This window comes from Massilia cavernae (assembly GCF_003590855.1).
Taxonomy (GTDB): Bacteria; Pseudomonadota; Gammaproteobacteria; order Burkholderiales; family Burkholderiaceae_D; genus Telluria_A; species Telluria_A cavernae.
This window is the reverse complement of sequence record NZ_QYUP01000073.1, coordinates 1-20,667: the sequence shown is the minus strand read 5'-3', so window position 1 is coordinate 20,667 and position 20,667 is coordinate 1. Positions and strand designations below refer to the sequence as shown.

20 protein-coding genes and 1 pseudogene are annotated in these 20,667 nt (G+C 63.7%); 10 read left to right on the top strand and 11 right to left on the bottom strand.

Annotated elements, in window-relative coordinates:
* Positions 1-44: 44 nt before the first annotated feature.
* The 3 genes from D3872_RS07420 to D3872_RS07410 are packed head-to-tail and all read right to left on the bottom strand — an operon-like array spanning position 45 to position 2,794.
* On the bottom strand, positions 45-842 hold the full coding sequence (locus D3872_RS07420; RefSeq protein ID WP_119810173.1) for a TatD family hydrolase: 798 nt from the start codon (positions 840-842) through the stop codon (positions 45-47).
* 1 nt (position 843) lies between these two features.
* Entirely contained in the window at positions 844-1,536 is a 693-nt protein-coding gene (gene lolD / locus D3872_RS07415; protein WP_119810172.1) for a lipoprotein-releasing ABC transporter ATP-binding protein LolD, read from the bottom strand.
* Positions 1,529-2,794, bottom strand: coding sequence for a lipoprotein-releasing ABC transporter permease subunit (locus D3872_RS07410; RefSeq protein ID WP_119810187.1), 1,266 nt, complete (start codon positions 2,792-2,794; stop codon positions 1,529-1,531). The genes lolD and D3872_RS07410 overlap by 8 nt, the downstream gene beginning before the upstream one ends.
* Before the next feature lie 138 nt (positions 2,795-2,932).
* Between D3872_RS07410 and D3872_RS07405 the strand changes: the two genes are divergently transcribed.
* Together D3872_RS07405 and recJ are read left to right on the top strand one after the other, a co-directional pair.
* Complete coding sequence (locus D3872_RS07405) at positions 2,933-3,973, top strand: hypothetical protein (protein ID WP_119810171.1); 1,041 nt, start codon at positions 2,933-2,935, stop codon at positions 3,971-3,973.
* Positions 3,970-5,664 carry a single-stranded-DNA-specific exonuclease RecJ gene (gene recJ / locus D3872_RS07400; RefSeq protein WP_119810170.1) on the top strand — a complete coding sequence of 565 codons (1,695 nt, stop codon included), beginning with the start codon at positions 3,970-3,972 and terminating at the stop codon, positions 5,662-5,664. Before D3872_RS07405 ends, recJ begins: the two co-directional genes overlap by 4 nt.
* A 46-nt stretch (positions 5,665-5,710) precedes the next feature.
* Here recJ and D3872_RS07395 read toward each other — a convergent pair whose 3' ends face one another.
* Positions 5,711-6,466 carry a class I SAM-dependent methyltransferase gene (locus D3872_RS07395; protein WP_119810186.1) on the bottom strand — a complete coding sequence of 252 codons (756 nt, stop codon included), beginning with the start codon at positions 6,464-6,466 and terminating at the stop codon, positions 5,711-5,713.
* Positions 6,467-6,561: 95 nt separating this feature from the next.
* On the bottom strand, positions 6,562-7,029 hold the full coding sequence (locus tag D3872_RS07390; protein WP_229459214.1) for a YybH family protein: 468 nt from the start codon (positions 7,027-7,029) through the stop codon (positions 6,562-6,564).
* Between the two features lie 128 nt (positions 7,030-7,157).
* On the opposite strand from D3872_RS07390, the gene D3872_RS07385 reads away from it, so the two are divergent.
* From D3872_RS07385 to D3872_RS07375, 3 genes are read left to right on the top strand one after another with little or no spacing between them, the layout of a single operon-like run.
* Positions 7,158-7,598: an MbcA/ParS/Xre antitoxin family protein gene (locus D3872_RS07385; protein WP_119810169.1), complete on the top strand. Its 441-nt coding sequence runs from the start codon at positions 7,158-7,160 to the stop codon at positions 7,596-7,598.
* A gap of 2 nt (positions 7,599-7,600) precedes the next feature.
* On the top strand, positions 7,601-8,284 hold the full coding sequence (locus tag D3872_RS07380; protein ID WP_370660953.1) for an RES family NAD+ phosphorylase: 684 nt from the start codon (positions 7,601-7,603) through the stop codon (positions 8,282-8,284).
* Between the two features lie 19 nt (positions 8,285-8,303).
* Positions 8,304-8,624, top strand: a complete 321-nt coding sequence (locus tag D3872_RS07375; RefSeq protein ID WP_119810168.1) for a DUF2288 domain-containing protein — start codon at positions 8,304-8,306, stop codon at positions 8,622-8,624.
* A 278-nt stretch (positions 8,625-8,902) separates the two neighbouring features.
* Here D3872_RS07375 and D3872_RS27430 read toward each other — a convergent pair.
* The 3 genes and pseudogenes from D3872_RS27430 to D3872_RS07350 all read right to left on the bottom strand — a co-directional run.
* Positions 8,903-9,025 (bottom strand): annotated as a pseudogene (locus tag D3872_RS27430) (class I SAM-dependent methyltransferase); the annotation flags it as partial.
* A 264-nt stretch (positions 9,026-9,289) separates the two neighbouring features.
* Entirely contained in the window at positions 9,290-9,793 is a 504-nt protein-coding gene (locus D3872_RS07355; RefSeq protein ID WP_119810167.1) for a tetratricopeptide repeat protein, read from the bottom strand.
* Positions 9,790-11,793: a bifunctional 2',3'-cyclic-nucleotide 2'-phosphodiesterase/3'-nucleotidase gene (locus D3872_RS07350; RefSeq protein WP_119810183.1), complete on the bottom strand. Its 2,004-nt coding sequence runs from the start codon at positions 11,791-11,793 to the stop codon at positions 9,790-9,792. The genes D3872_RS07355 and D3872_RS07350 overlap by 4 nt, the downstream gene beginning before the upstream one ends.
* A 145-nt stretch (positions 11,794-11,938) precedes the next feature.
* Between D3872_RS07350 and prfB the strand changes: the two genes are divergently transcribed.
* From prfB to lysS, 3 genes are all read left to right on the top strand, one after another.
* A protein-coding gene (gene prfB, locus D3872_RS07345; protein WP_119810166.1) for a peptide chain release factor 2 occupies positions 11,939-13,043 on the top strand; the annotation gives its coding sequence in 2 pieces (ribosomal slippage) (positions 11,939-12,019 and positions 12,021-13,043; 1,104 coding nt in all).
* A gap of 3 nt (positions 13,044-13,046) precedes the next feature.
* Positions 13,047-13,712, top strand: a complete 666-nt coding sequence (locus tag D3872_RS07340; RefSeq protein ID WP_119810165.1) for an HAD family hydrolase — start codon at positions 13,047-13,049, stop codon at positions 13,710-13,712.
* Between the two features lie 25 nt (positions 13,713-13,737).
* A complete protein-coding gene (lysS, locus tag D3872_RS07335; protein ID WP_119810164.1) occupies positions 13,738-15,270 on the top strand; it encodes a lysine--tRNA ligase in 1,533 nt (510 codons plus the stop codon).
* Between the two features lie 54 nt (positions 15,271-15,324).
* Here lysS and D3872_RS07330 read toward each other — a convergent pair whose 3' ends face one another.
* Positions 15,325-15,519 (bottom strand): hypothetical protein, encoded by a 195-nt coding sequence (locus tag D3872_RS07330; RefSeq protein WP_119810163.1) that lies wholly within the window; start codon positions 15,517-15,519, stop codon positions 15,325-15,327.
* 76 nt (positions 15,520-15,595) lie between these two features.
* A complete protein-coding gene (ppnN, locus tag D3872_RS07325) occupies positions 15,596-16,966 on the bottom strand; it encodes a nucleotide 5'-monophosphate nucleosidase PpnN (RefSeq protein ID WP_119810162.1) in 1,371 nt (456 codons plus the stop codon).
* A gap of 255 nt (positions 16,967-17,221) precedes the next feature.
* On the opposite strand from ppnN, the gene D3872_RS07320 reads away from it, so the two are divergent.
* The gene (locus D3872_RS07320; protein ID WP_119810161.1) at positions 17,222-18,739 is read left to right on the top strand and encodes a peptide MFS transporter; all 1,518 of its coding nucleotides are present in this window, start codon (positions 17,222-17,224) and stop codon (positions 18,737-18,739) included.
* 49 nt (positions 18,740-18,788) lie between these two features.
* On the opposite strand, the gene D3872_RS07315 is transcribed toward D3872_RS07320, so the two are convergent.
* Positions 18,789-19,691, bottom strand: coding sequence for a LysR substrate-binding domain-containing protein (locus tag D3872_RS07315; RefSeq protein WP_229459213.1), 903 nt, complete (start codon positions 19,689-19,691; stop codon positions 18,789-18,791).
* 104 nt (positions 19,692-19,795) lie between these two features.
* Here D3872_RS07315 and D3872_RS07310 point away from each other — a divergent pair.
* A partial coding sequence (locus D3872_RS07310) for an NAD-dependent epimerase/dehydratase family protein (protein ID WP_119810159.1) occupies positions 19,796-20,667 on the top strand: 872 nt, incomplete at its 3' end.

The window sequence follows — 20,667 nt, the reverse complement described above, 5'->3', positions numbered from 1 at the left end:
ATCCCCAGTGTCGCCCGGCATCAGGGCGCGAGGCTTGCCGGCGCTCAAACCAGCTTCGAAAGACGGGGCAAGGCCGCCAGTGCGTTGGCCATCGTCGCGGCGTCCAGCACCAGCGGATCGATGCCGCGCAGGTCCGCCAATGCCCGGCCGATCGCGGGCAGCTGCTCGGGGCTGTTCCGGGCCGGATGGATCCACGCCGGGGAGATGTCCGGCGCATCCGTCTCGAGGACAATCGATTCGAGCGGAAGCTGGGTCGCCAGCCGGCGGATCTGCAGCGCGCGCGTGAACGTCATCGCACCGCCGAAGCCCAACCTGAACCCGAGGTCGATATAGGTCTGCGCCTGCTGAAAGCTACCGTTGAAGGCGTGCGCGATGCCGCCCGCCGGCCGCACTTGGCGCACGTGTTTGAGCACGTGGTCCTGCGAGCGGCGCACGTGCATCAGCACCGGCAGCTCGAAGTCGCGCGCGATGCGAAGCTGTTCGCGGAAGAAGTGCTCCTGCTTGTCGCGCATGGCGGGTTCGCACAGCATGGGGATGAAGTAATCGAGGCCGATTTCGCCGATGGCCACAAAATACGGGTCGTTCATCGCGGCGTCGACCAGTGCTCGCAGGTGCGTCAGGTCTTCCTCCTGCGCGTTGGGCACGCAGATGGGGTGGATGCCGAGCGCATAGCTGGCATTGCCCGCTTGCGCCGCCAGCTGCGCGACGACAGCGAAGTTGTGGCGATCGACGGCCGGGATGACGATCATCCCGACGCCGGCCTCCCGCGCCCGCCGCGCCACCGCCAGCGACTCGCCGCCGAATTCGTGCGCGTCAAGGTGGCAGTGGGTGTCGATCCACATCTCAGGCTTCCTGCAACCCGTTCTCGGTGAGGCGCAGCACGCGGTCGCAGCGGCGCGCCAGCTCGATGTCGTGGGTGACGATGACGAAGGCGGTGCCGAGGTCGCGCGACAGTTCCAGCATCAGGCCGAACACGTTTTCGGCGGTGGCGTGGTCGAGGTTACCTGTCGGTTCGTCGGCCAGCACGCAGCCCGGCTGCGTCACGAGGGCGCGCGCAAGCGCCACGCGCTGGCGTTCGCCGCCCGACAGTTCGCCCGGCACGTGGATCACACGTTTGGACAGGCCCACGCGCGCCAGCATAGCCTCGGCCCTTTCCACGGCCACCGCGCGCTTCTCGCGGCGGATCATCAGCGGCATGGCCACGTTGTCCAGCGCCGAGAACTCCGGCAGCAGGTGGTGGAACTGGTAGACGAAGCCCAGCATGTTGTTGCGCAGCTCGCCGCGCCGCGTTTCCGACAGCGTGGCGAAGTCCTCCCCCATCAGCGTGACCGAGCCGGTGGTCGGCGTATCGAGACCGCCCAGCAGGTGCAGCAGGGTCGACTTGCCGGAACCGGAAGCGCCGACAATGGCCACTCGCTCGCCGCGGTAAATCGAGAAGTCGATGTTGGCCAGCACCGGGACCGAGTACGTTCCCTGGGTGAAAGTCTTGCCAAGGCCGCGCGAGGCCAGCACCGGCAGCTTGTTCGTATCATTCATAGCGCAGTGCCTCCGCAGGTTTTACGCGGGCCGCCGAGTAGCTCGGATACAGGGTTGCGACGAACGCGAGCAGCACCGAGATGCCGCCGATCTTCGCCACGTCGATCCAGCGCAGGTCGGAGGGCAGCGCACTGATTAGGTAGATGTCCTGGGACAGGAATTGCACGCCCAGCATGCGTTCGATGAACGGCACGATGACGTCGATGTTCAGCGCCACCAGTACGCCGAAACCCACGCCCAGCGCGGTGCCCATGATGCCTACCAGCGCGCCCTGGATCATGAAGATCTTCATGATCGAGCGCGGCGACGAGCCAAGCGTGCGCAGGATCGCGATGTCGGCCTGCTTGTCGGTCACCGTCATCACCAGGGTCGACACCAGGTTGAAGGCGGCTACCGCGATAATCAGCGTCAGGATGATGAACATCATCTTCTTCTCGGTCTGCACGGCGGCGAACCAGTTGGCGTTTTCCTTCGACCAGTCGCGCACCAGCAGGTCGCCGGACATGGTCTGCTTCAGTTCATGCGCCACGATGGGCGCCCTGTGCATGTCTTCGATGCGCAGGCGGATGCCGGACGGCGCGTCGAGGCGCTCCATTTTCTGGGCATCGTCGATACTGATCAGCGCCAGCCCGGAATCGAACTCGAAATGGCCGGCTTCGAAAATGCCCGACACGGTGAACGAGCGCGTACGCGGCAGCACGCCGGCCGGCGTGGTCTGCGCCTGGGCCAGCATCATCGTGACCTTGTCGCCCATGCCGACGTTGAGCGCGCGCGCCAGCGCATAGCCCATCACCACGTTGAAGGAACCGGGCTGCAGCGAATCGAGGCTGCCGCGGCGTACCTTGTTGGCCACGTCCGATACCTTGCCTTCTTCCGACGGCAGGATCCCGCGGATTACCGCCGGACGCATCACGCCGTCCTGCAGCAGCATGCCCTGGGTGGCGACGAACGGCGCGGCGCCCTTGACCGCCGGGTTCTGGAAGGCTTCTTTCGACGCCGCCTGCCAGTTAGGCATGGCGCCGCGCGCATCGTAGATTTCGATGTGCGCCAGTACCGACAGCATGCGGTCGGTCACTTCCTTCTGGAAGCCGTTCATCACGGACAGCACGACAATCAGCGCGGCGACGCCGAGCGCGATGCCGGCTACCGAAATCAGGGAGATAAACGAAATAAAACTGTTGCGCCCACTGCGGCGCCCGGCGCGCGTATAGCGCAGGCCGACCAGCCACTCGTAGGGTAATTTGTGGATGATGCTCATGGATTCCATTTGCTTGACAATTTGAGCACGAAGTGTGCCACACAAAACTCCTCAGTAACAGGACTTGCACAATTGAATCGCCCCCTGCGGGGCATATTTGGCCTCCAGCAGGCACGGCAGATCGCCTACAATTGCAGCATGACCCAGATTACGCTTGTCCTGCCGTTTGCACTGCCCCCTCCCGAACTGGCTCCCGACCTTGTACGCGCTTTGAAGGCGCCCGCCCTTGCAAGCCTGATAACCCGTGCTTCGGCCACCCCGTCCACTGCCGGTTCGGTTGATGGTGAAAACCGCGGCTGGGCGCTGCCGCACGAAACCTGGCTTGCCCGCGAGCTTGGACTGATTGATGCCGGCCGCCCCGCTTTCGCGGCGCAGGCAATGCGCGGATTCGGCCTCGACGCCAGTGATGGCACCTGGTTCATCGTCAACCCGGCCCATATCGAGATCGCGCGCAGCCACATGCTGATGGCCGATGTACGCAGCCTGGGGCTGACGGAGGCGCATTCGCGCGCCCTGTTCGACCTCGCCAAGCCGTATTTCGACGACTCCGGCAAGCCGCTGCTGTATGGCGACGCGCATACCTGGTTCATGCGCGCCGACGACTGGGACGGCCTCGATACCGCCACGCCCGACGCCGCGGCGGGAATGAACCTGACGGACTGGCTGCCGCAAGGCGACAAGTCGAAGGAATACCGCAAGCTGCAGAATGAAGTGCAGATGCTGTGGTACCAGCATCCCGCCAACAATGCGCGCGAAGCCGCGGGCCAGCAGGCCATCAACGGATTCTGGCCGTGGGGCCGCGCCACCAGCGGCGACATGATCGCGGCCGCGGCGCCTGCGCTGGCCACCTGCGCCGTACCGGGATGGCTGGCGGCGCTTGCCGCCACGAAGAATGCCGCAATACCGGAGTTGCTCGCCTCCGGCGAGAAGCACGCGCTGCTATTCGACGACAGCGCCAGCCGCGCGGCCATCGGGGCCGAATGGGCGGCATGGCTGGCGCAGATGCAGCACTTGGAGGCGTCCGTGCTCGAGCCGCTGCTCGCCGCCCTGCGCGACGGCCGCGTCGCCAGGCTTCGTCTCGTGCTCAGCCACCGCGACCGCTGCGCCGAATTCACTACAACCAAACTGGCCCAGCACATGTTCTGGCGCCAGCCAACGCTAGCCCGATTGCTCCCATGACCCGCATTACCACCCGCTCCTGTTCGTTCCGTACCGCCGAAATGCTGCGCCAGGATGGCGTCCATCCCGTGCTGGCGCGCCTGTATGCCTCGCGCGGACTCACCACCACGCGCGAGCTGTCGAGCGAGCTTGCCGCGCTCGAACCGCCCGCCGGCCTGCTGCACATCGATGCCGCGGCGTCCTTCCTGGCCGACGCCATCGAAGCCGGCAAGAAGATGTGCATCGTGGCCGACTACGACTGCGACGGCGCGACCGCCTGCGCAACCGCGCTGCGCGGCTTGCGCGCGATGGGTGCGCAGGTCGACTACATCGTGCCTAACCGTTTCGAGTACGGCTATGGCCTCACGCCCGAAATCGTCGCGCTGACGGCACACGAAAAGGCGCCCGAGATTATCATCACCGTAGATAACGGTATCGCCAGCATCGACGGCGTGGAAGCTGCCAAGCGCCTCGGCATCGACGTGGTCGTCACCGACCACCACCTGCCGGGCGACACGCTGCCCGACGCGCGCGTGATCGTCAACCCGAACCAGCCCGAGTGCGGCTTCCCCAGCAAGAACCTGGCCGGCGTCGGCGTGGTGTTCTACGTGCTGCTGGCCCTGCGCGCCGAACTGCGCCGCCGCGGCGTATTCGACGCCCAGACCCAGCCTAAGCTGGACAGCCTGCTCGACCTGGTGGCACTTGGCACCGTGGCCGACGTGGTGCGGCTCGATGCCAACAACCGCATCCTGGTCGCGCAAGGCATCAAGCGCATGCGCGCCGGCCGCATGCACCCCGGCGTGGCCGCGCTATTCCGCGTGGCAGGGCGGGAGGCGCGCAGTGCGTCGCCGTTCGACCTCGGTTTCGCAGTCGGCCCGCGCCTGAACGCGGCCGGCCGCCTCGACGACATGTCGCTCGGTATCGAGTGCCTGGTCACGGATGACGAAGGTCGTGCCTGGGCCATCGCCCAGCAACTCAACGAGATCAACCTGAAGCGGCGCGAGATCGAGGCGGACATGCAGGACACCGCCCTGCTCCACCTCGACGCCTTCGAACCGGCGAACAGCAGCACCATCTGCGTGTTCGACGAAGGCTGGCACCAGGGCGTGATCGGCATCGTGGCTTCACGCCTGAAGGAGAAGTTCTTCAGGCCGACCATCACCTTCGCCCCGGGCTCCGACGGCTGGCTGAAGGGCTCCGGACGCTCGATTCCCGGCTTCCACCTGCGCGATGCGCTCGACCTTGTGTCGAAGCGCGCGCCCAGCCTGATCGACAAGTTCGGCGGACACGCCATGGCGGCCGGCCTGACCATACGCGCCGAGGCATTCGAGGCATTCTGCGAAGCGTTTGAAGCCGTGGGCCGGGCCTTGCTGAACGAGCAGCAGCTGGAGCGCGTGATCGAAACGGACGGCCCGCTGGAGGATGCGTATTACACCACCCAGTTCATCGAACTGATGGACGGCCAGGTGTGGGGCCAGGGCTTCGCGCCGCCGGTGTTCTGCGACGAGTTCCGTGTCGTCAGCCAGCGCATCCTCAAGGAGCGCCACCTCAAGCTGCTACTGGAGCGCAACGGCCAGCGCTACGACGCCATCTGGTTCGGCCACACGGCTGCGGTGGGCGAACGGGCGCGCGTCGCCTTCAGGCTCGATGCGAATGAATACAATGGCGTTACCCGTGTCCAGCTGATGGTGGAACACGCGGAAACGGCCTGATGCCCGTGGGCGAAGCCGGCGCCGGACTCGCAGTCCGGCAACGGGATTACGCTGCTGCGCCGGAACGCAAGACGGCGCAGCCCTTTTCGCAAAAGCGCATGGTCTGGGAGAGCGCGGGGAACTCCTGCTTCCAGCGCGAGAGGATCGCCTGTTCGTCGACCCGGCTGGCATCGTCGAGGAACACGGCGCCATTCGCCGACAGCAGAGGGAACAGCACTGGGCCGGCAGGATAGCGGGCCAGCTCGCCCGAAGCTGACGGCGGACCATCGATGGCAAGCAGGTCGATCTTGATATCGGCCGGCAGTCCCTCGTGCGCGTACCACGACCAGGGAGACGAGCCGACTTCCACCTTCTTCAGCGGCGCATCGATCACCTCGGCGAAGTCGGACAGGCCGTGGCGCTCCAGGTGGGCGCGCGTCTGCAGCGCGAAGACGGGGTCGTGTTCGAGGCTGTACACCTTGCCGCCGCCGTTTATCTGCATGCAGCGGGCCAGCACCAGCGTAGATGTACCGCTGCTGCATTCGACCACGGTGCGCGGCTTCTCGGCAAGCGCATACTGCGCCAGCTCGGCCAGGAAATCGGGGGAAGCGGCCCAGCCCCGCGTGGAGGGCAGGCTCTTTTTGAGGTCCAGGTCGATGTACAGCCCCTGCAGGGCTTCGAGCTGGCGGTACATGCTGCCGGTTTCAGCGCCGAGCTGCCCACTGGCGCTGTACTGCATCAGGTGAATCGCGCGTACCTTGTGTAAGGTATAGAGGGAAACCAAGACCAGGAAGACCAGTAAGGCGGCGATTGCGACTTGCATCGAATGCTCCATTTCGGCTGATAAGATTGAGCGGCTAACCCAGGTGCGCGTATGCGACGTTTCAATATTACCAACAAAAATCCTGGCGAGTCCAGTTACTTCTCGCCTTTCTTGCAGTCGCAAACTTCCGAGCCACGGTCGAACACGATCTTCCACTCGCCAGGCGATTCCTGGCGCCAGATCGAGCTGAAACGTGAGATCAGCTTGCCCCTCGGGTCGTACACCGGGCCGGTGCTATAGGCAAGCGTCCCCGACTCCACCACCTCGACTTCGTCCGGCTCCCAAGAAAATGGCGCTTCCGCCCTCTCGTAGAAGCGCTTCCATTCCTTCGCGACCGCGTCCTTGCCATGCAACGGGCGGCCCGGACCCGAGAAGAATATCGCCTCGTCGGCGAGGAAAGACACGAAGCCAGCATGGTCGCGCGCCTTCATCGTGGCGGCGAACGCACGCTCGGTATCCGCGACCTGCTGCTTCAGTTCCGCGTTGGTCAGTGGCGCCGCCATTGCCGTGCCGATCACCAGCAATCCGAGAGCCACGGCCACCACCCATTTCTTGTTACTCACGCCTGTCTCCTTCTATTGTGTATTGTGCTTGTCTGTCGCCTAATATTGCTCCTAAACAAGCCAGCATGCAAACATGACTTGCACCCATGCCGGAATCGGAGTATAAATAATCCATAACCGGAGCAACCATGAACAGCCTAGCCTACGCCTATCCAAAGAGCCGCTTTGAACCAGCCGTGCTGGTCGACCTCAACGCGCGTCCGGAGCGCGAGCGCTTGTCGAAAGCCGCCCTGAAGGGCTTCTTCAAGCTGGCCGCGGCATGGAAGCTGCGCGACGAAGACGCGCGCGAACTGCTCGGCGGCCTGTCGTCGTCGACCTTCTACGAGTGGAAAAAGAATCCCGACCGCGTGTTGGAAGTAGACCGCATCACCCGCATCTCCTACCTGCTCGGTATCTACAAGGCGCTGCACATCCTGTATGGCGACAAGCTGGCGGACGAGTGGATCAGCCTCCCCAACACCAATCCGATCTTCGGCGGCCGCACCCCGCTGTCGCAGATGCTGGCCGGCGGCCTGCTGGCAATGCAGACCGTGCGCAAGCTGCTCGACGCGCGCCGCGGGGGCCTCTGATCTTGCCGCCGGTCCCACCACTGGCCGCGCTGCGCCAGTTCGACACCTGCCGCCTGATCCCGTCACGTTTCGCCGACGTCGAGGACTCGGTACTTTCGCCGCTGGCCGATTCGGATGCCGAGCTGCGCGACCTGTTCGACCTCGATAATGCCACCAACGAGCGCCTGCGCGGCGAATACGGCGGACTGCCGGGCATCGGCGTCGACGAGCTGGTGTTCGGCGTGCCGAACTTCAGGATCATCAACGCAGCCTACACTTACCCACGCCCCGAAGGCAGCCGCTTCAACGACGGCGAGCGCGGCGCCTGGTACTGCGCCTTCGACGCCAGGACGGCACTGGCCGAAATCACCTTCCACAAGACGGTGGAGTACCAGGAGATCGGCCGCTTCGACGACAGCGTTACCTACCAGGCGATGCTGGCCGACTTCACCAGCACCTTCCACGACCTGCGCGGCCTGGCGGAATTCCAACCCTGCCTCGACCCGGCCAGCTACATCGACTCGCAGAAGCTGGCCGAACGGCTGCTTGACGCGGGCTCGATGGGCGTGATCTACCCGAGCGTGCGGCATCCGGCCGGCACCAACCTCGCCTGCTTCCGCCCCGCACTGGTGGGCAATGTACGCAAGGGCCAGGCGTATCGGTTAACATGGGCGGGTTCGCCGGTTCCGGCAATTGAATTAACCTGACCTCATTACGTACAGAAGCATGAAGACCAAGCCTGAAAAAGACACCGACCTGCGCACCAAGATCAACCGCGAGACCGCCCGCCTGCCGTGGTCGGAGCTGACGCGCCACTTCGCACAGGGCACCGTGATTTTCGTCAGCCCGGAACTCGACCTGATCGACGTCGCCGTCCGTATCTCGCACGACGACAAGGAAAGCATCTCGCGCTGGATGGCAGATGGCAAGGTCGGCAAGGTCTCGGATGAACAGGCTGCCGGCTGGACCGCCGCCAACGCCTCGCTGTGGACCTCGGTCGTCAGCCCGTTCGTGCTGGTGCAGCCAGACACCAAGAAACTGCATTGAATCCCCTCAGCGACGCCAAGGTTGCCGATTCGTGGGCGAAGAACACCGCCCCGTGGACCGCGGCCGTCCGTGGCGGCGAAATCGAATCGCGCAACCTGGTGACCAACCAGGCCATCGTCGATGCCGTGCGCAGCCTTTCGCCTAGGACAGCCGTGGACATCGGCTGCGGCGAAGGATGGCTGGTGCGCGCGCTGCCCGGTATCGGGATGCAGGGTCTGGACGACCAGCGATCCGCCGGGACGCAGGAAGGAAGGCGCGGCGCGGAACAGGCCCTCCACCGACTCCTTGCCGATCAGGGAGAAATTGCAGACCGCAGCGTCAAAGGCAAGCGCCAGCTGCCCTGCCGCGATGTCCTCGTACGACATGACCCGAAAGTCGCCGGCGCCAGCAGCGCGCGCCATCTCGACCAGGCCGGGCACCACGTCGACGCCGACCATGGTGGCCTGCGGCGACGCCCCTTACCGCGACGGCTGGCGCGAAGGTTCGTGGGCCGGCTTCAGCAGCGACTTCACCGACCCGCCGCCCTGGTATTTCCGCACGCTCGAAAGCTGGATCCGGCTATACAGCAACCACGGCTTCAGGCTGGTGGAGGTGCGCGAACCGGTGCATCCAGCCAGCGGCAAGCCGGTGTCGGTGATCCTGATCGGGGAACTGCGGCCCTGATTTCAGGGTTCGCGCGGCTGGTGCTTCATTGCGTGCGCAAGCTCCCTGACCAGCTGCTCCGCACGGACTTCGTCGCGCTCGTAGCCGAGCGCGCCGTCACGCACCGCCATCGCCACCTGCTGGATCGCGGGCGGGTAATCATGTTCGGCCGCCACTTCCAGCCACCTGCGCCCCGCGCGCTCGTCCCTCGCCACGCCTTCACCCGCATACAGCATGTTCGACAGGATGAACATCGCAGCGGGAATGCCGGCATCGGCGGCCACCTGCATCGATGCGGCGGCACGGACGCTGTCGCGCGGCGTACCCATGCCATTTCGCTGCATCAGGCCAAGGTAGTACGAAGCAGCGCCATCGCCTTGTGCCGCGGCCGTGCTGAACTGCGCCACGGCGGAAGGCCATTCGTGCGCGCCGCCCGTGAACGCCAGCTTCGCCGCATCCAGGCTGCCCGCTTGCACGCTGCCGCACAAGACGAATGCGGCCAGCAGCACGGCGCGCCGCAGCCTCATTTCGACAGGTCCAGCGCGTACAGTGCGAAGCCCTTGCCAAGGCCGTCGTCGGCGCGCAGCTGCGACACGTTGTGCAGGCCCGCCTGGTGCGCCACGGCGACCATGCCAGGCGACGTGTGGAACACCACCGGTCCCGCCGTCTTCACTTTGGAGAACGACCAGCTGCGCGTGTCGCTGTGGGCCGCGCGCGTGAGCTTTTTCATCTCGCGGATATAGCCGATCAGGACATCGCGGTTGGTGTCCGGCGAGGCGATCACGGTCTTGCTGCCGTCGAGGCCAGGAAAGCTGCCGCCACCGCTGGCGCGGTAGTTGTTGGTCGCGACCAGGAACTCCTGGGCGGCATCGACCGGCTTGCCGCGGTAGCTCAGGTTGCGGATCCTGTATCCCGGCGCGCCGGTGAGGTCGATTTCATAGCGGACGTCGGGCGAGGTCAGCGCATCGAAATTATAGGAGGGGATCGATGGGTTAACCAGTTCCTGCGGCGTGGCCTTGGCGGGATCGATGGTATTGAACCTCCCTGCCGCCTGCTCCAGCCATGCCTTGAGCCCGTCCCCGTTCACTTTGACGGCGTACAGCGAGTTCGGATAGAGGTACAGGTCGGCCGCGTTGTTCAGCGCAAGGCTGCCGGCCGCCACGTCGGTGAAATCGGTCACACCGGCACTGCCGCCCTTGAACGGCGCCGACATCGACAACACCGGCAGGTTCGCATACTGTGGCATGCCGGCCTTGACGTATTTGGCCACGTAATCGGCCTGCGCAGCGTTCACCACGGCGATCGCACTGACATCGCCCACATCCGCGAAGTAGGTCGACATGCGGAACTCGGTGGCGCCCACCGGCGTCTTGACGTAGCGGATGGTTTCATCGTGCTCCTTCGCGATCAGCGCAGCCAGCGCCGGGTCGGGCGCGACGAACGACTTGTCGGTGCGCTGGGCGCCGCGCGCTTCCACCGTGGTCTTGTCCTTCTCCACCACCCAGCGCTTGCCGTCATGCGCCAGTTGCAGGCCGATGACGCCCAGGTGCTTGCCCCACAGGTTGGCCATCACGGTCAGCACGCCGTGCACCAGGCCCTTCGCCTTGTCCACACCCGGCAGGTTGAACTGGGCCGCCGTGCTGTCCGCGTTCGGGAACACCTGGTGCGAGTGACCGAGCAGCATGGCGTCCACGCCCGGCACCTGCGCCAGGTGGTAGCTGGCGTTCTCCATGGCCGGCGAGTACGGCGCGTTATCCAGCCCGCCGTGCGAGATCGCCACGACCAGGTCGGCCCCTTTGGCGCGCATCTCGGGGATGTACTTATCGGCCGATTCGCGCACGCCTTCAGTATATACGCGTCCTTCCAGCCAGCGCTTGTCCCAGGTCATGATGGTCGGCGGCGCGAAGCCGATGATGCCTACCTTCAGCGTGGCCGTGAACGGCTTGCCCGACGCATCCACGGCGCCGACCTTCTTGTCGATGATGTAGTACGGCTGGAACAGGGGCTGGCGCGTCTTCGCGCTGTACACGTTCGACAGCACCTGCGGGAAGGCCGGGCCGGCGCAGCGCGGCTTGCCCGCATCGACGCCGTCCACGTCGAAGCGGCTGCCGGTCACCTGCGACAGATGGCCCAGCCCGTAGTTGAATTCGTGGTTGCCGATGCCGCCGCCATCGTAGTCAAGGTGGTTCATGGCCTTGTACACGGCCAGCGTTTCGCCGCACGCCAGCGGTTTGACCAGCGCCTGGTAGTCGGCCAGCGCCGTGCCCTGGATGGTGTCGCCGTTATCGAGCAGGATGGTGTTGGCGAAATCCTTACGTGCCTGTGCGATCAGCGCCGCGGTGCGGTCAAGCCCGAACGACGGATCCGGCGCCAGCTTGTAGTAGTCGTAGCCCGCCACGTTCGAATGCAGGTCCGTGGTTTCCAGCAGCGCCACGGTGGCGCGACTGCCTGCCGGCGCACTGGTCGGCGCAGTGGCGCAGGCGGACAGCAGGATCGGCAGGAGCGGAATGCAAATTTGATAACGCATGGCGTGGTCCATTGATAAATATTGGCTGAATCATACGGGAGCGCGCCGAAAACGGGCAAGGCGCGCGGCATGCGGTCTCCAGGCATTGCCCCGCGTGGGGTATAATCTAGGGTTCGATTCAACCAATTATTAAGACCGGAACGCCATGGAAGCCGAACGCATCAACGCCCTCTCCGCCCTGCTGAACGATCTGACCGATCGTGAAGCCGAACTTCGGAGGTATCTTTGACTTCGATAAAAAGTCAGAGAAGCTCGAACAAGTCAACGAAGAACTAGAAGATCCGACCGTCTGGAACGATCCTAAACGCGCACAAGATCTCGGCAAGGAGAAGAAGGCGCTGGAAGCGGTCGTCAACGCACTGACCAAAGCCAAGGCCGACCTGCTCGACGCGAACGACCTGTTCGCGATGGCGCGCGAAGAAGGCGACGACGATACGCTCGAAGCGATCATCGGCGACGCCGAAGCGATCAAGAAGGTCGTCGAATCCATGGAGTTCCGCCGGATGTTCAACAATCCGATGGACCCGAACAACTGCTTCATCGACATCCAGGCCGGCGCGGGCGGTACCGAAGCGCAGGACTGGGCGTCCATGCTGCTGCGCCAGTACCTGCGCTACTGCGAACGCAAGGGCTTCAAGGTCGACATCCTCGAACAGTCCGACGGCGAGGTCGCGGGCATCAAGACCGCCACCCTGAAGGTCGAGGGCGAGTACGCCTACGGCCACCTGCGCACCGAGACCGGCGTGCACCGCCTGGTGCGCAAGTCGCCGTTCGACTCGGCCAACGGCCGCCACACCTCGTTCACCAGCCTGTTCGTCTACCCGGAGGTCGACGATTCGATCGAGATCGACGTCAACCCGGCCGACATCCGCATCGACACCTACCGCGCGTCCGGCGCGGGTGGCCAGCACATCAACAAGACCGACTCCGCGGTGCGCATGACGCACATGCCGAGCGGGATCGTGGTGCAGTGCCAGAACGACCGAAGCCAGCACCGCAACCGCGCCGAAGCGATGGACATGCTGAAGGCAAAGCTGTACGAACTCGAACTGCGCAAGCGCATGAGCGAGCAGCAGAAGCTGGAAGACTCCAAGACCGACGTCGGCTGGGGCCACCAGATCCGCTCCTACGTGCTGGACCAGTCCCGCATCAAGGACCTGCGCACCAACTTCGAGACCGGTAACACCAAGGGTGTGCTGGACGGCGACCTGGACGACTTCATCTCCGCTTCGCTGAAGCAAGGCGTATAAGCGATGACGAATACCAAACGCGCATTCGTGTTCGACATGGACGGCACCATCGTCGACAACATGGCTTTCCATACCAAGTCGTGGATCGCATTCTTCGAACGCCGCGGCCGCGTCATCGACGCGGACGAGTTTTTCCGCGCGACCGCCGGTCGCCAGGGCAAGGAAATCATCCGCTTGCAAATGGGCGAGCACTTGGCCGACCATGAAGTGACGGAACTGAACCTGGAAAAGGAATCGGTCTACCGCGAGATGTACGAACCGCACCGCAAGACCGTCACCGGCTTCGACGACCTGATCGCGCAAGCCAAGCTGCGCGGCGTCGCGCTGGCCGTGGCAACCGCCGCGCCGAACGCGAACATCGCGTTCACGCTCGACGGCCTCGACCTGCGCCGTCACTTCGACACCGTCGTCGGTGCAGCGGACGTCCCGCGCGGAAAGCCGCATCCGGACGTTTTCCTGCTCGCGGCCGAGCGCTGCGGCGCCGCGCCGGAAAACTGCATCGTGTTCGAGGACGCGCCGCTGGGCGTGGAAGCGGCCCGCCGCGCCGGCATGCGCTGCGTGGTGCTGACCACCACCCTGCCGGCCGAAGCCTTTGCCGAATTCGACAACGTGATCCACATCGCCAGCGACTTTTCCGAGCTGACGATCGACGAGCTGTTCCCCGCTTAATCAAACAAGACAAGATACTTCAATCATGACTCCGGATATCCAAGAAAACGCCGCCCTGCCGACCGACGACAACAAGATCATCGCCGAGCGCCGCGTCAAGCTGGCCGCACTGCGCGAAAAAGGCGTGGCATTCCCCAACGATTTCCGTCCGCAGAACAAGGCGGCCGACCTGCACGAACAATTCGGCGGCAAGTCGCGCGAAGAACTCGAAGCCTCCCCGGTCGCAGTCACCCTGGCGGGCCGCATGATGCTCAAGCGCGAAGCGGGCAAGAAGGCGGCCTTCGCCACCCTGCAGGATTCGTCCGGCGCGCGCGCCGACGGCCGTATCCAGATCTACGCTACGCTGGACAACACCGGCGAAGCGGCGATGGAAGCGCTGCACCACTACGACCTGGGCGACATCCTCGGCGTCGAAGGCACCCTGTTCAAGACCAAGACCGACGAACTGACCATCAAGGTCACCTCGCTGCGCCTGATCACCAAGTCGCTGCGTCCGCTGCCGGACAAGTTCCACGGCCTGGCCGACCAGGAAACCAAGTACCGCCAGCGCTACGTCGACCTGATCATGAACGAAGAGACGCGCCGCACCTTCAAGGCGCGTACCGCCGCGATGTCCTCGATGCGCCGCTTCATGGAGAAGCACGAGTTCATGGAAGTCGAAACGCCGATGCTGCACACCATCCCAGGTGGCGCCGCCGCGAAGCCTTTCATCACCCACCACAACGCGCTGGACATGCAGATGTTCCTGCGTATCGCGCCAGAGCTGTACCTGAAGCGCCTGGTGGTCGGCGGCTTCGACCGCGTGTTCGAAGTGAACCGCAACTTCCGCAACGAAGGCGTATCGCCGCGCCACAATCCTGAATTCACGATGATGGAGTTCTACGCGGCCTACGTGGACTACCAGTGGCTGATGGACTTCACCGAAGCCATCATCCGCCAGGCTGCCATCGACGCGCACGGCACCGCGATGCTGACCTACGGCGGCCGCGAGCTGGACCTGTCGAAGCCGTTCAACCGCCTGACCATCGTCGGCGCGATCAACAAGTACGCCCCGCACTACACCAATGAGCAGTTGAACGACGGCGCCTTCATCCGCGAAGAGCTGCTGAAGTTCGGCGTGAAGCCGATGGCAGGCTGGGGACTGGGCGCGCTGCAACTGGCGCTGTTCGAAGAGACGGCCGAATCGCAGCTGTGGGAACCGACCTACATCATCGATTACCCGGTTGAAGTGTCGCCGCTGGCGCGCGCCTCCGACACCCGCGAAGGCATCACCGAGCGCTTCGAGCTGTTTATCGTCGGCCGCGAGATTGCCAACGGCTTCTCGGAGCTGAACGACGCCGAAGACCAGGCAGCGCGCTTCCACGCACAAGTGGCGGCCAAGGATGCTGGCGACGAGGAGGCGATGTTCTACGACGCCGACTACATCCGTGCACTGGAATACGGCATGCCACCTGCCGGCGGCTGCGGCATCGGCATCGACCGCCTGATGATGCTCATTACCGACTCGCCGAACATCCGCGACGTCATCCTCTTCCCGCACCTGCGCCGCGAAGACTAAGCAGCACAATGAATGGGACCTTCGGGTCCCATTTTTCATGCCTGGCTGAAGAGATTAGCGGATATTTCTTGCGATGAAGAACACCACCGCGGCAAGCGCGGTCATAACGCCATATATTTTCCATGTAAGCGCGTTAATCGCCTTCTGCAAGTCTTCTTTGGTAGCGTAGTTCAAGCGTACGACTGCCACGTCGGCCTTCACTGCCGACATATCGGACTCAAGCGACGAGATACGATCATCGATGTTCATCCGATGATCATAGCCGGCTAACGCAGCATGTCAACAGGCGCACCGAACAAGCCGTTGCGCCCTTGAGCAGCCTCAGTTATTGAACAATCCGGTAGCACGGCGTGTACGCCTTGCCCGGCAGTTTCATGCGGCTGTGCTCGACGAACGACGCCAGCAATGCGTCCATCGGCCCCATGATTTGCGGATCGCCGTGAATCTCGAAATGACCGTGTTTTTCAATTGCACGGATTCCCTCGTCCTTGACGTTACCCGCCACCACGCCGGAAAACGCGCGCCGCAGGTTGGCCGCCAGCTGGTGGCGCTCCTGGTTCCTGTGCAGGCTCAGGTTGCGCATGTTTTCATGGGTCGGCTTGAACGGGCGCTGGAATTCCTGGTCGATCCTGAGCAGCCAGTTGAAGTAATAAGCGTCGCTGCGCGATTTGCGGAATTCACGCACCTGCTTGATCCCGGTCTGCATCTCGCGCGCCACCGCTTCCGGATCGTCGATGATGATCTTGTAGCGGCGCTGCGCCTCCTCGCCCAATGTCAGTCCGATAAACTCGTCGATCTGGATGAAATAGTCGCGCGCCGAATCCGGCCCGGTGAACACCAGCGGGAACGGCATTTCCGCATTATCCGGATGGAGCAGGATGCCGAGGATGTACAGGATTTCCTCGGCGGTACCGGCGCCGCCCGGGAACACGATGATCCCGTGGCCGGTGCGGACGAATGCCTCCAGCCGCTTTTCGATATCCGGCATGATGACCAGGTCGTTGACGATCGGGTTCGGCGATTCTGCCGCAATAATGCCCGGCTCCGAAATGCCGAGATAGCGGCCGGTGCCCAGGCGCTGCTTGGCGTGGCCGATGGTGGCGCCCTTCATCGGGCCCTTCATCGCGCCGGGGCCGCAACCGGTGCAGATATCCAGGTCGCGCAGGCCCAGCTGGTAGCCGACCTCCTTCGAATAGTTATATTCCACCCGGTTGATCGAGTGACCGCCCCAGCACACCACCAGGTTCGGGTTGCGCTGCGGCTGCAGCACGTTCGCATTGCGCAGGATGTGGAAGACCGAATCGGTAATTCCCTCGGTGCGCGTCATGTCGAATTTCGGGTTATCGGTGACATCGCTGCTGATAAAGACAATATCGCGCAGCACCGCGAACAGGTGCTCGTGGATGCCTTTTATCATTTTGCCATCGACGAATGCGATGGCCGGTGCACCCTTGATATCGAGCTTGATGCCGCGCTCGCGCTGGATGATGCTGATGTCAAACAACTTGTAACGCTCCAGCAGTTCCTTTCCGTCGTCAATCGAGCTGCCGCAATTCAGAACGGCCAGCGCGCAGTTACGAAACACCTGGTACAGGCCGCCCTGGCTGGTATCGAGAAGCTTGACCACTTCCGCTTTCGATAAAACTTCAAGCCGGCCTTCCGGTGAGATCAGGGTATCGACAACGTCGTATTCCATGGTGCGAATTCCTTATACATTTTTCGGTAATACAAACAGGGCCTGCAATGCCAATATACGACAACTCGCACCGTCACGGCCACGTCATTCGCAAAAGCCGCGGCGCGGTACATACGAATCAAATACCACATCTGGGAAAAATTCGCTTGGCGTGACGGATTTACATTAGAATGCAGCCCAGCTGAAATTTTCCGTGCATATATCCGGAGCTTTTCAACATAATCGTTTCAACCACAACCAGTCAGGAGACCCCGCATGGGCGGAGCCGCAACTACTACTCACAAGGAAGTCGTTATTCCGGAATTCAAGCAGATCATGGGACACCCAGCTCCGCTTTGGATGTTATTCATGACCGAATTTTGGGAGCGTTTCGCTTTCTACGGTATCCGCTGGGCGCTTGTCCTGTACATCGTCGCCCAGTTCTACGACGGTGCGGCAATCGGCCAGGCCGACGCGAACCTGACTTACGGTTCCTACCTCGCACTCGTTTATGCGGGCGCAGTCTTCGGCGGCTACGTCGCCGACCGCGTTATCGGCTACCAGCGTTCGATCCTGATCGGCGCGGTCTTCATGGCTGCCGGCCTGTTCGCGATTACCATTCCAGACCCGGACGTCTTCAAGCTCGGCCTGGCCACCATCATCGTCGGTAACGGCCTGTTCAAACCGAACATCTCCACCATGGTCGGCAAGCTGTACGCGCTGAACGACACCCGCCGCGATTCAGGCTTCACCATCTTCTACATGGGCATCAATGCCGGCGCGTTCGTCGCACCGATCCTGACCCAGATTCTGGCGCAGAAGATCTTCAACACCGGCGATACCCCGGCCTACAAGGTCGTGTTCTTCGCCGCCGGCGTGGGCATGCTGATCTCGCTGGTGTGGTTTTACATCGGCCGCTCCGCCCTCAAGAGCATCGGCGCACCGGTCGAAGGCGGCGAATCGCGCGGCCGCGCAATCATGGTCGCCATCGGCGCGCTGGTCGTGATCCCGCTGGTGTACTTCCTGCTGAAGCTCGGCGCCGAAACGCTGCAGGTCATCCTGACCGTCCTGTTCCTGGCCCTCGCGACCATGCTGCTGATCGAAGGCGTCCGCGAAGGCAAGGTAGCACGCGACAAGACCATCGCCATGATGATCATCTTCGCGTTCAACGTCCTGTTCTGGATGTTCTTCGAACAGGCAGGCAGCTCGTTCACCTTCCTGGCCGAGAACATCGTCAACCGCACCGGCGCACTGGGCATGGACGTGTTCCCGACCGCCTGGTTCCAGTCGGTGAACTCGATCGCCATCATCGTCTGCGCACCGCTCATCGCATGGGTATGGGTCGCCATGGCCAAGAAGAACGTCAATCCATCGATCCCGCGCAAATTCGGCCTGGGCATCATCTTCAACGGCCTGGCCTTCGGCCTGCTGATGTACGCGCTGTCCTACCTGGTCGAGCCGACCTACGGCAAGATCCCGTTCTGGACCCTGTTCGCGGTCTACTGGATCCAGTCGATCGGTGAGCTGTGCCTGTCGCCAATCGGCCTGTCGATGGTGACCAAGCTCGCACCGGTCCGCCTGGTCGGCCTGGGCATGGGCGGCTGGTTCCTGTCGACCGGTATCGGCAACAACCTGTCGGGCATCTTCGCCAGCCATGTATCCGGCGAAGCGGGCATGTCGGTCGCGTCGGCGCTGTCCGGCTACACCTTCGGCTTCTGGTCGCTGATGGTCGGCGGCGTGCTGCTGTTCCTGCTCGCACCGATGATCCAAAAGCTGATGCACGGCGTGAAGTAAACGCACCGCTGCATCCATGAAGAACGGCGCCCTCGGGCGCCGTATTTTTTTATGCCGACTGCTCGAGCTGGCGCCGCATCTCGTCCATCTCCGCCATGATCCATGCGCGGAAGCGCTGCACCTTGGGCATGTTCTCCTTGCGCGGATTGACCAGGAAGCGGTAGCCGCTGTCAAACGGCGCGCTGCGGCAGTTGATCTGTTTCAGCGCCCCCTTCAGGATGTCCTGGCAGGCGATCCCGTAGGCCACCAGCGCGATCCCCTGCCCCGCCACCGCCGCCTGCGCCAGCACGCCCCAGTGGCTGTAGCCGCGCGAGAAGTCGTATTTACCCTTGAGCGCACGGTTCTCGTTGAGCAGCTGCAGCCACGATTCGGGCGACTTCTCGTACAGCAGCGGGAACCTGGGAAGGTCGGCCAGCGTCAGTTCCGTCTGGCCAGGCGCCAGCAGGTCGGGACTGTAGACTGCGATCAGGCGCTCGCGGAACAGCAGCGCCGGGTCGCCGTCGCTGACCGGGCCATAGCGCACCGCGACGTCGGTTCCGGCGTCCTCCAGGTCCACCACCGCATCGTTCGAATCGAGCCGGATATCCAGCTCGGGATACAGCTTGGTGAAGCGGTGCATGCGCGGCACCAGCCACTTGATCGCGAACGAATGGGTGGTCGAGATGCGCAGCACCGATTCCTCGTTGCCCATCTGGAGCGCGCCGATTTTCGCGCGCAGCTCTCCGAGCATGCGCGCCACCGCGATGGCCAGCTCCTGCCCTTTTTCGGTCAGGGTGATGTGGCGCGGGTGGCGGGTGAACAGTGCGAAGCCTAGGCTGTCCTCAAGGTGCTTCACCTGCTGGCTGATCGCCGCCGGCGTCTTGTGCAGCTCCTGCGCCGCCAGCTTGAAACTGCCCCAGCGCGCCGCGCACTCGAAGTCGACCAGGCCGGAAAGGCTTCGAAGCGGCTTCACTCGGCCTCCATGCATAAGGTTTTCTTAGTCATTGCAATATTTTTTCTCGGTTGTTTAATGATTGTCGAGAGCACAAAATATACGCGATCCAGAAAGGTAACGCCATGCACAAGAATATATTGGTTATTGGTGGGACGCGCCATATCGGCAAACTGCTCGTCCAGAAACTCCTCGGCGCCGGCCATCAGGTCACCATCGCCACCCGCGGCCGCGCGCCGGATCCCTTCGGTTCGCGCATCAGGCGCATTAAAGTCGACCGCCGCGACGAGGCGGCGATGCGCCGCGCCTTCGCCGGCGTGGAAGGCTACGACATCGTCTACGACCAGATGTGCTACAGCCCCCTCGACGCCGCGATCTCGGTGCGCGTCTTTGCCGGAAAAGTAAAGCGCTACATCGTCGCTTCCACCGTCGACGTCTACCGCACCCTGCTCGAGACCCGCGACAGCCCGTTCGCCGAGGACGACCTGAACGTGCTGGCGCTGCCGATCGACACCCGCTACCCGTGGCACGACCCGGCGCGCGAAGTGGAAAGCTATGTCGCCGGCAAGCTGCAGGCCGAGGCCTACCTGTACCGCGACGGCTCGCTGCCGCTGGTCACGGCGCGCATCGGCCACGTGCTGGCCGGCCCCGAGGACTTCACCGGGCGCCTGGCGCACTACGTCGACCTGGTGCGCCTGCGCGCGCCGCTGCGCTACTCGAATGCGGCCGCCGCCAGTTCCTTCATCGACGCCCACGGCGCCAGCGGCTTCCTGGCCTGGGCAGGGACGCAGGACTTCACCGGCCCGGTCAACGCCGCCTGCGACGGCGGCCTGTCGACCTTCGACATCTTCCACCGCGCCGGCATGGCGCTGGATGAACAGGTTTATGCGCTGCCAGCTGCCAGCCCAGCGCCGGCGGGGCAGCTCAGCCCCTTCGACTATCCTCGCCAGCTGATGATGGACACCAGCCGCGCGGCCAGCCTGGGCTACCGCTTCGG

What these genes read in the sequence shown, in the direction of transcription:
- D3872_RS07420 (WP_119810173.1), bottom strand. Translation starts at nt 842, where the DNA reads ATGTGGATCGACACCCACTGCCACCTTGACGCGCACGAATTCGGCGGC.
- lolD (WP_119810172.1), bottom strand. Translation starts at nt 1,536, where the DNA reads ATGAATGATACGAACAAGCTGCCGGTGCTGGCCTCGCGCGGCCTTGGC.
- D3872_RS07410 (WP_119810187.1), bottom strand. Translation starts at nt 2,794, where the DNA reads ATGAGCATCATCCACAAATTACCCTACGAGTGGCTGGTCGGCCTGCGC.
- D3872_RS07405 (WP_119810171.1), top strand. Translation starts at nt 2,933, where the DNA reads ATGACCCAGATTACGCTTGTCCTGCCGTTTGCACTGCCCCCTCCCGAA.
- recJ (WP_119810170.1), top strand. Translation starts at nt 3,970, where the DNA reads ATGACCCGCATTACCACCCGCTCCTGTTCGTTCCGTACCGCCGAAATG.
- D3872_RS07395 (WP_119810186.1), bottom strand. Translation starts at nt 6,466, where the DNA reads ATGCAAGTCGCAATCGCCGCCTTACTGGTCTTCCTGGTCTTGGTTTCC.
- D3872_RS07385 (WP_119810169.1), top strand. Translation starts at nt 7,158, where the DNA reads ATGAACAGCCTAGCCTACGCCTATCCAAAGAGCCGCTTTGAACCAGCC.
- D3872_RS07375 (WP_119810168.1), top strand. Translation starts at nt 8,304, where the DNA reads ATGAAGACCAAGCCTGAAAAAGACACCGACCTGCGCACCAAGATCAAC.
- D3872_RS07355 (WP_119810167.1), bottom strand. Translation starts at nt 9,793, where the DNA reads ATGAGGCTGCGGCGCGCCGTGCTGCTGGCCGCATTCGTCTTGTGCGGC.
- D3872_RS07350 (WP_119810183.1), bottom strand. Translation starts at nt 11,793, where the DNA reads ATGCGTTATCAAATTTGCATTCCGCTCCTGCCGATCCTGCTGTCCGCC.
- D3872_RS07340 (WP_119810165.1), top strand. Translation starts at nt 13,047, where the DNA reads ATGACGAATACCAAACGCGCATTCGTGTTCGACATGGACGGCACCATC.
- lysS (WP_119810164.1), top strand. Translation starts at nt 13,738, where the DNA reads ATGACTCCGGATATCCAAGAAAACGCCGCCCTGCCGACCGACGACAAC.
- D3872_RS07330 (WP_119810163.1), bottom strand. Translation starts at nt 15,519, where the DNA reads ATGAACATCGATGATCGTATCTCGTCGCTTGAGTCCGATATGTCGGCA.
- ppnN (WP_119810162.1), bottom strand. Translation starts at nt 16,966, where the DNA reads ATGGAATACGACGTTGTCGATACCCTGATCTCACCGGAAGGCCGGCTT.
- D3872_RS07320 (WP_119810161.1), top strand. Translation starts at nt 17,222, where the DNA reads ATGGGCGGAGCCGCAACTACTACTCACAAGGAAGTCGTTATTCCGGAA.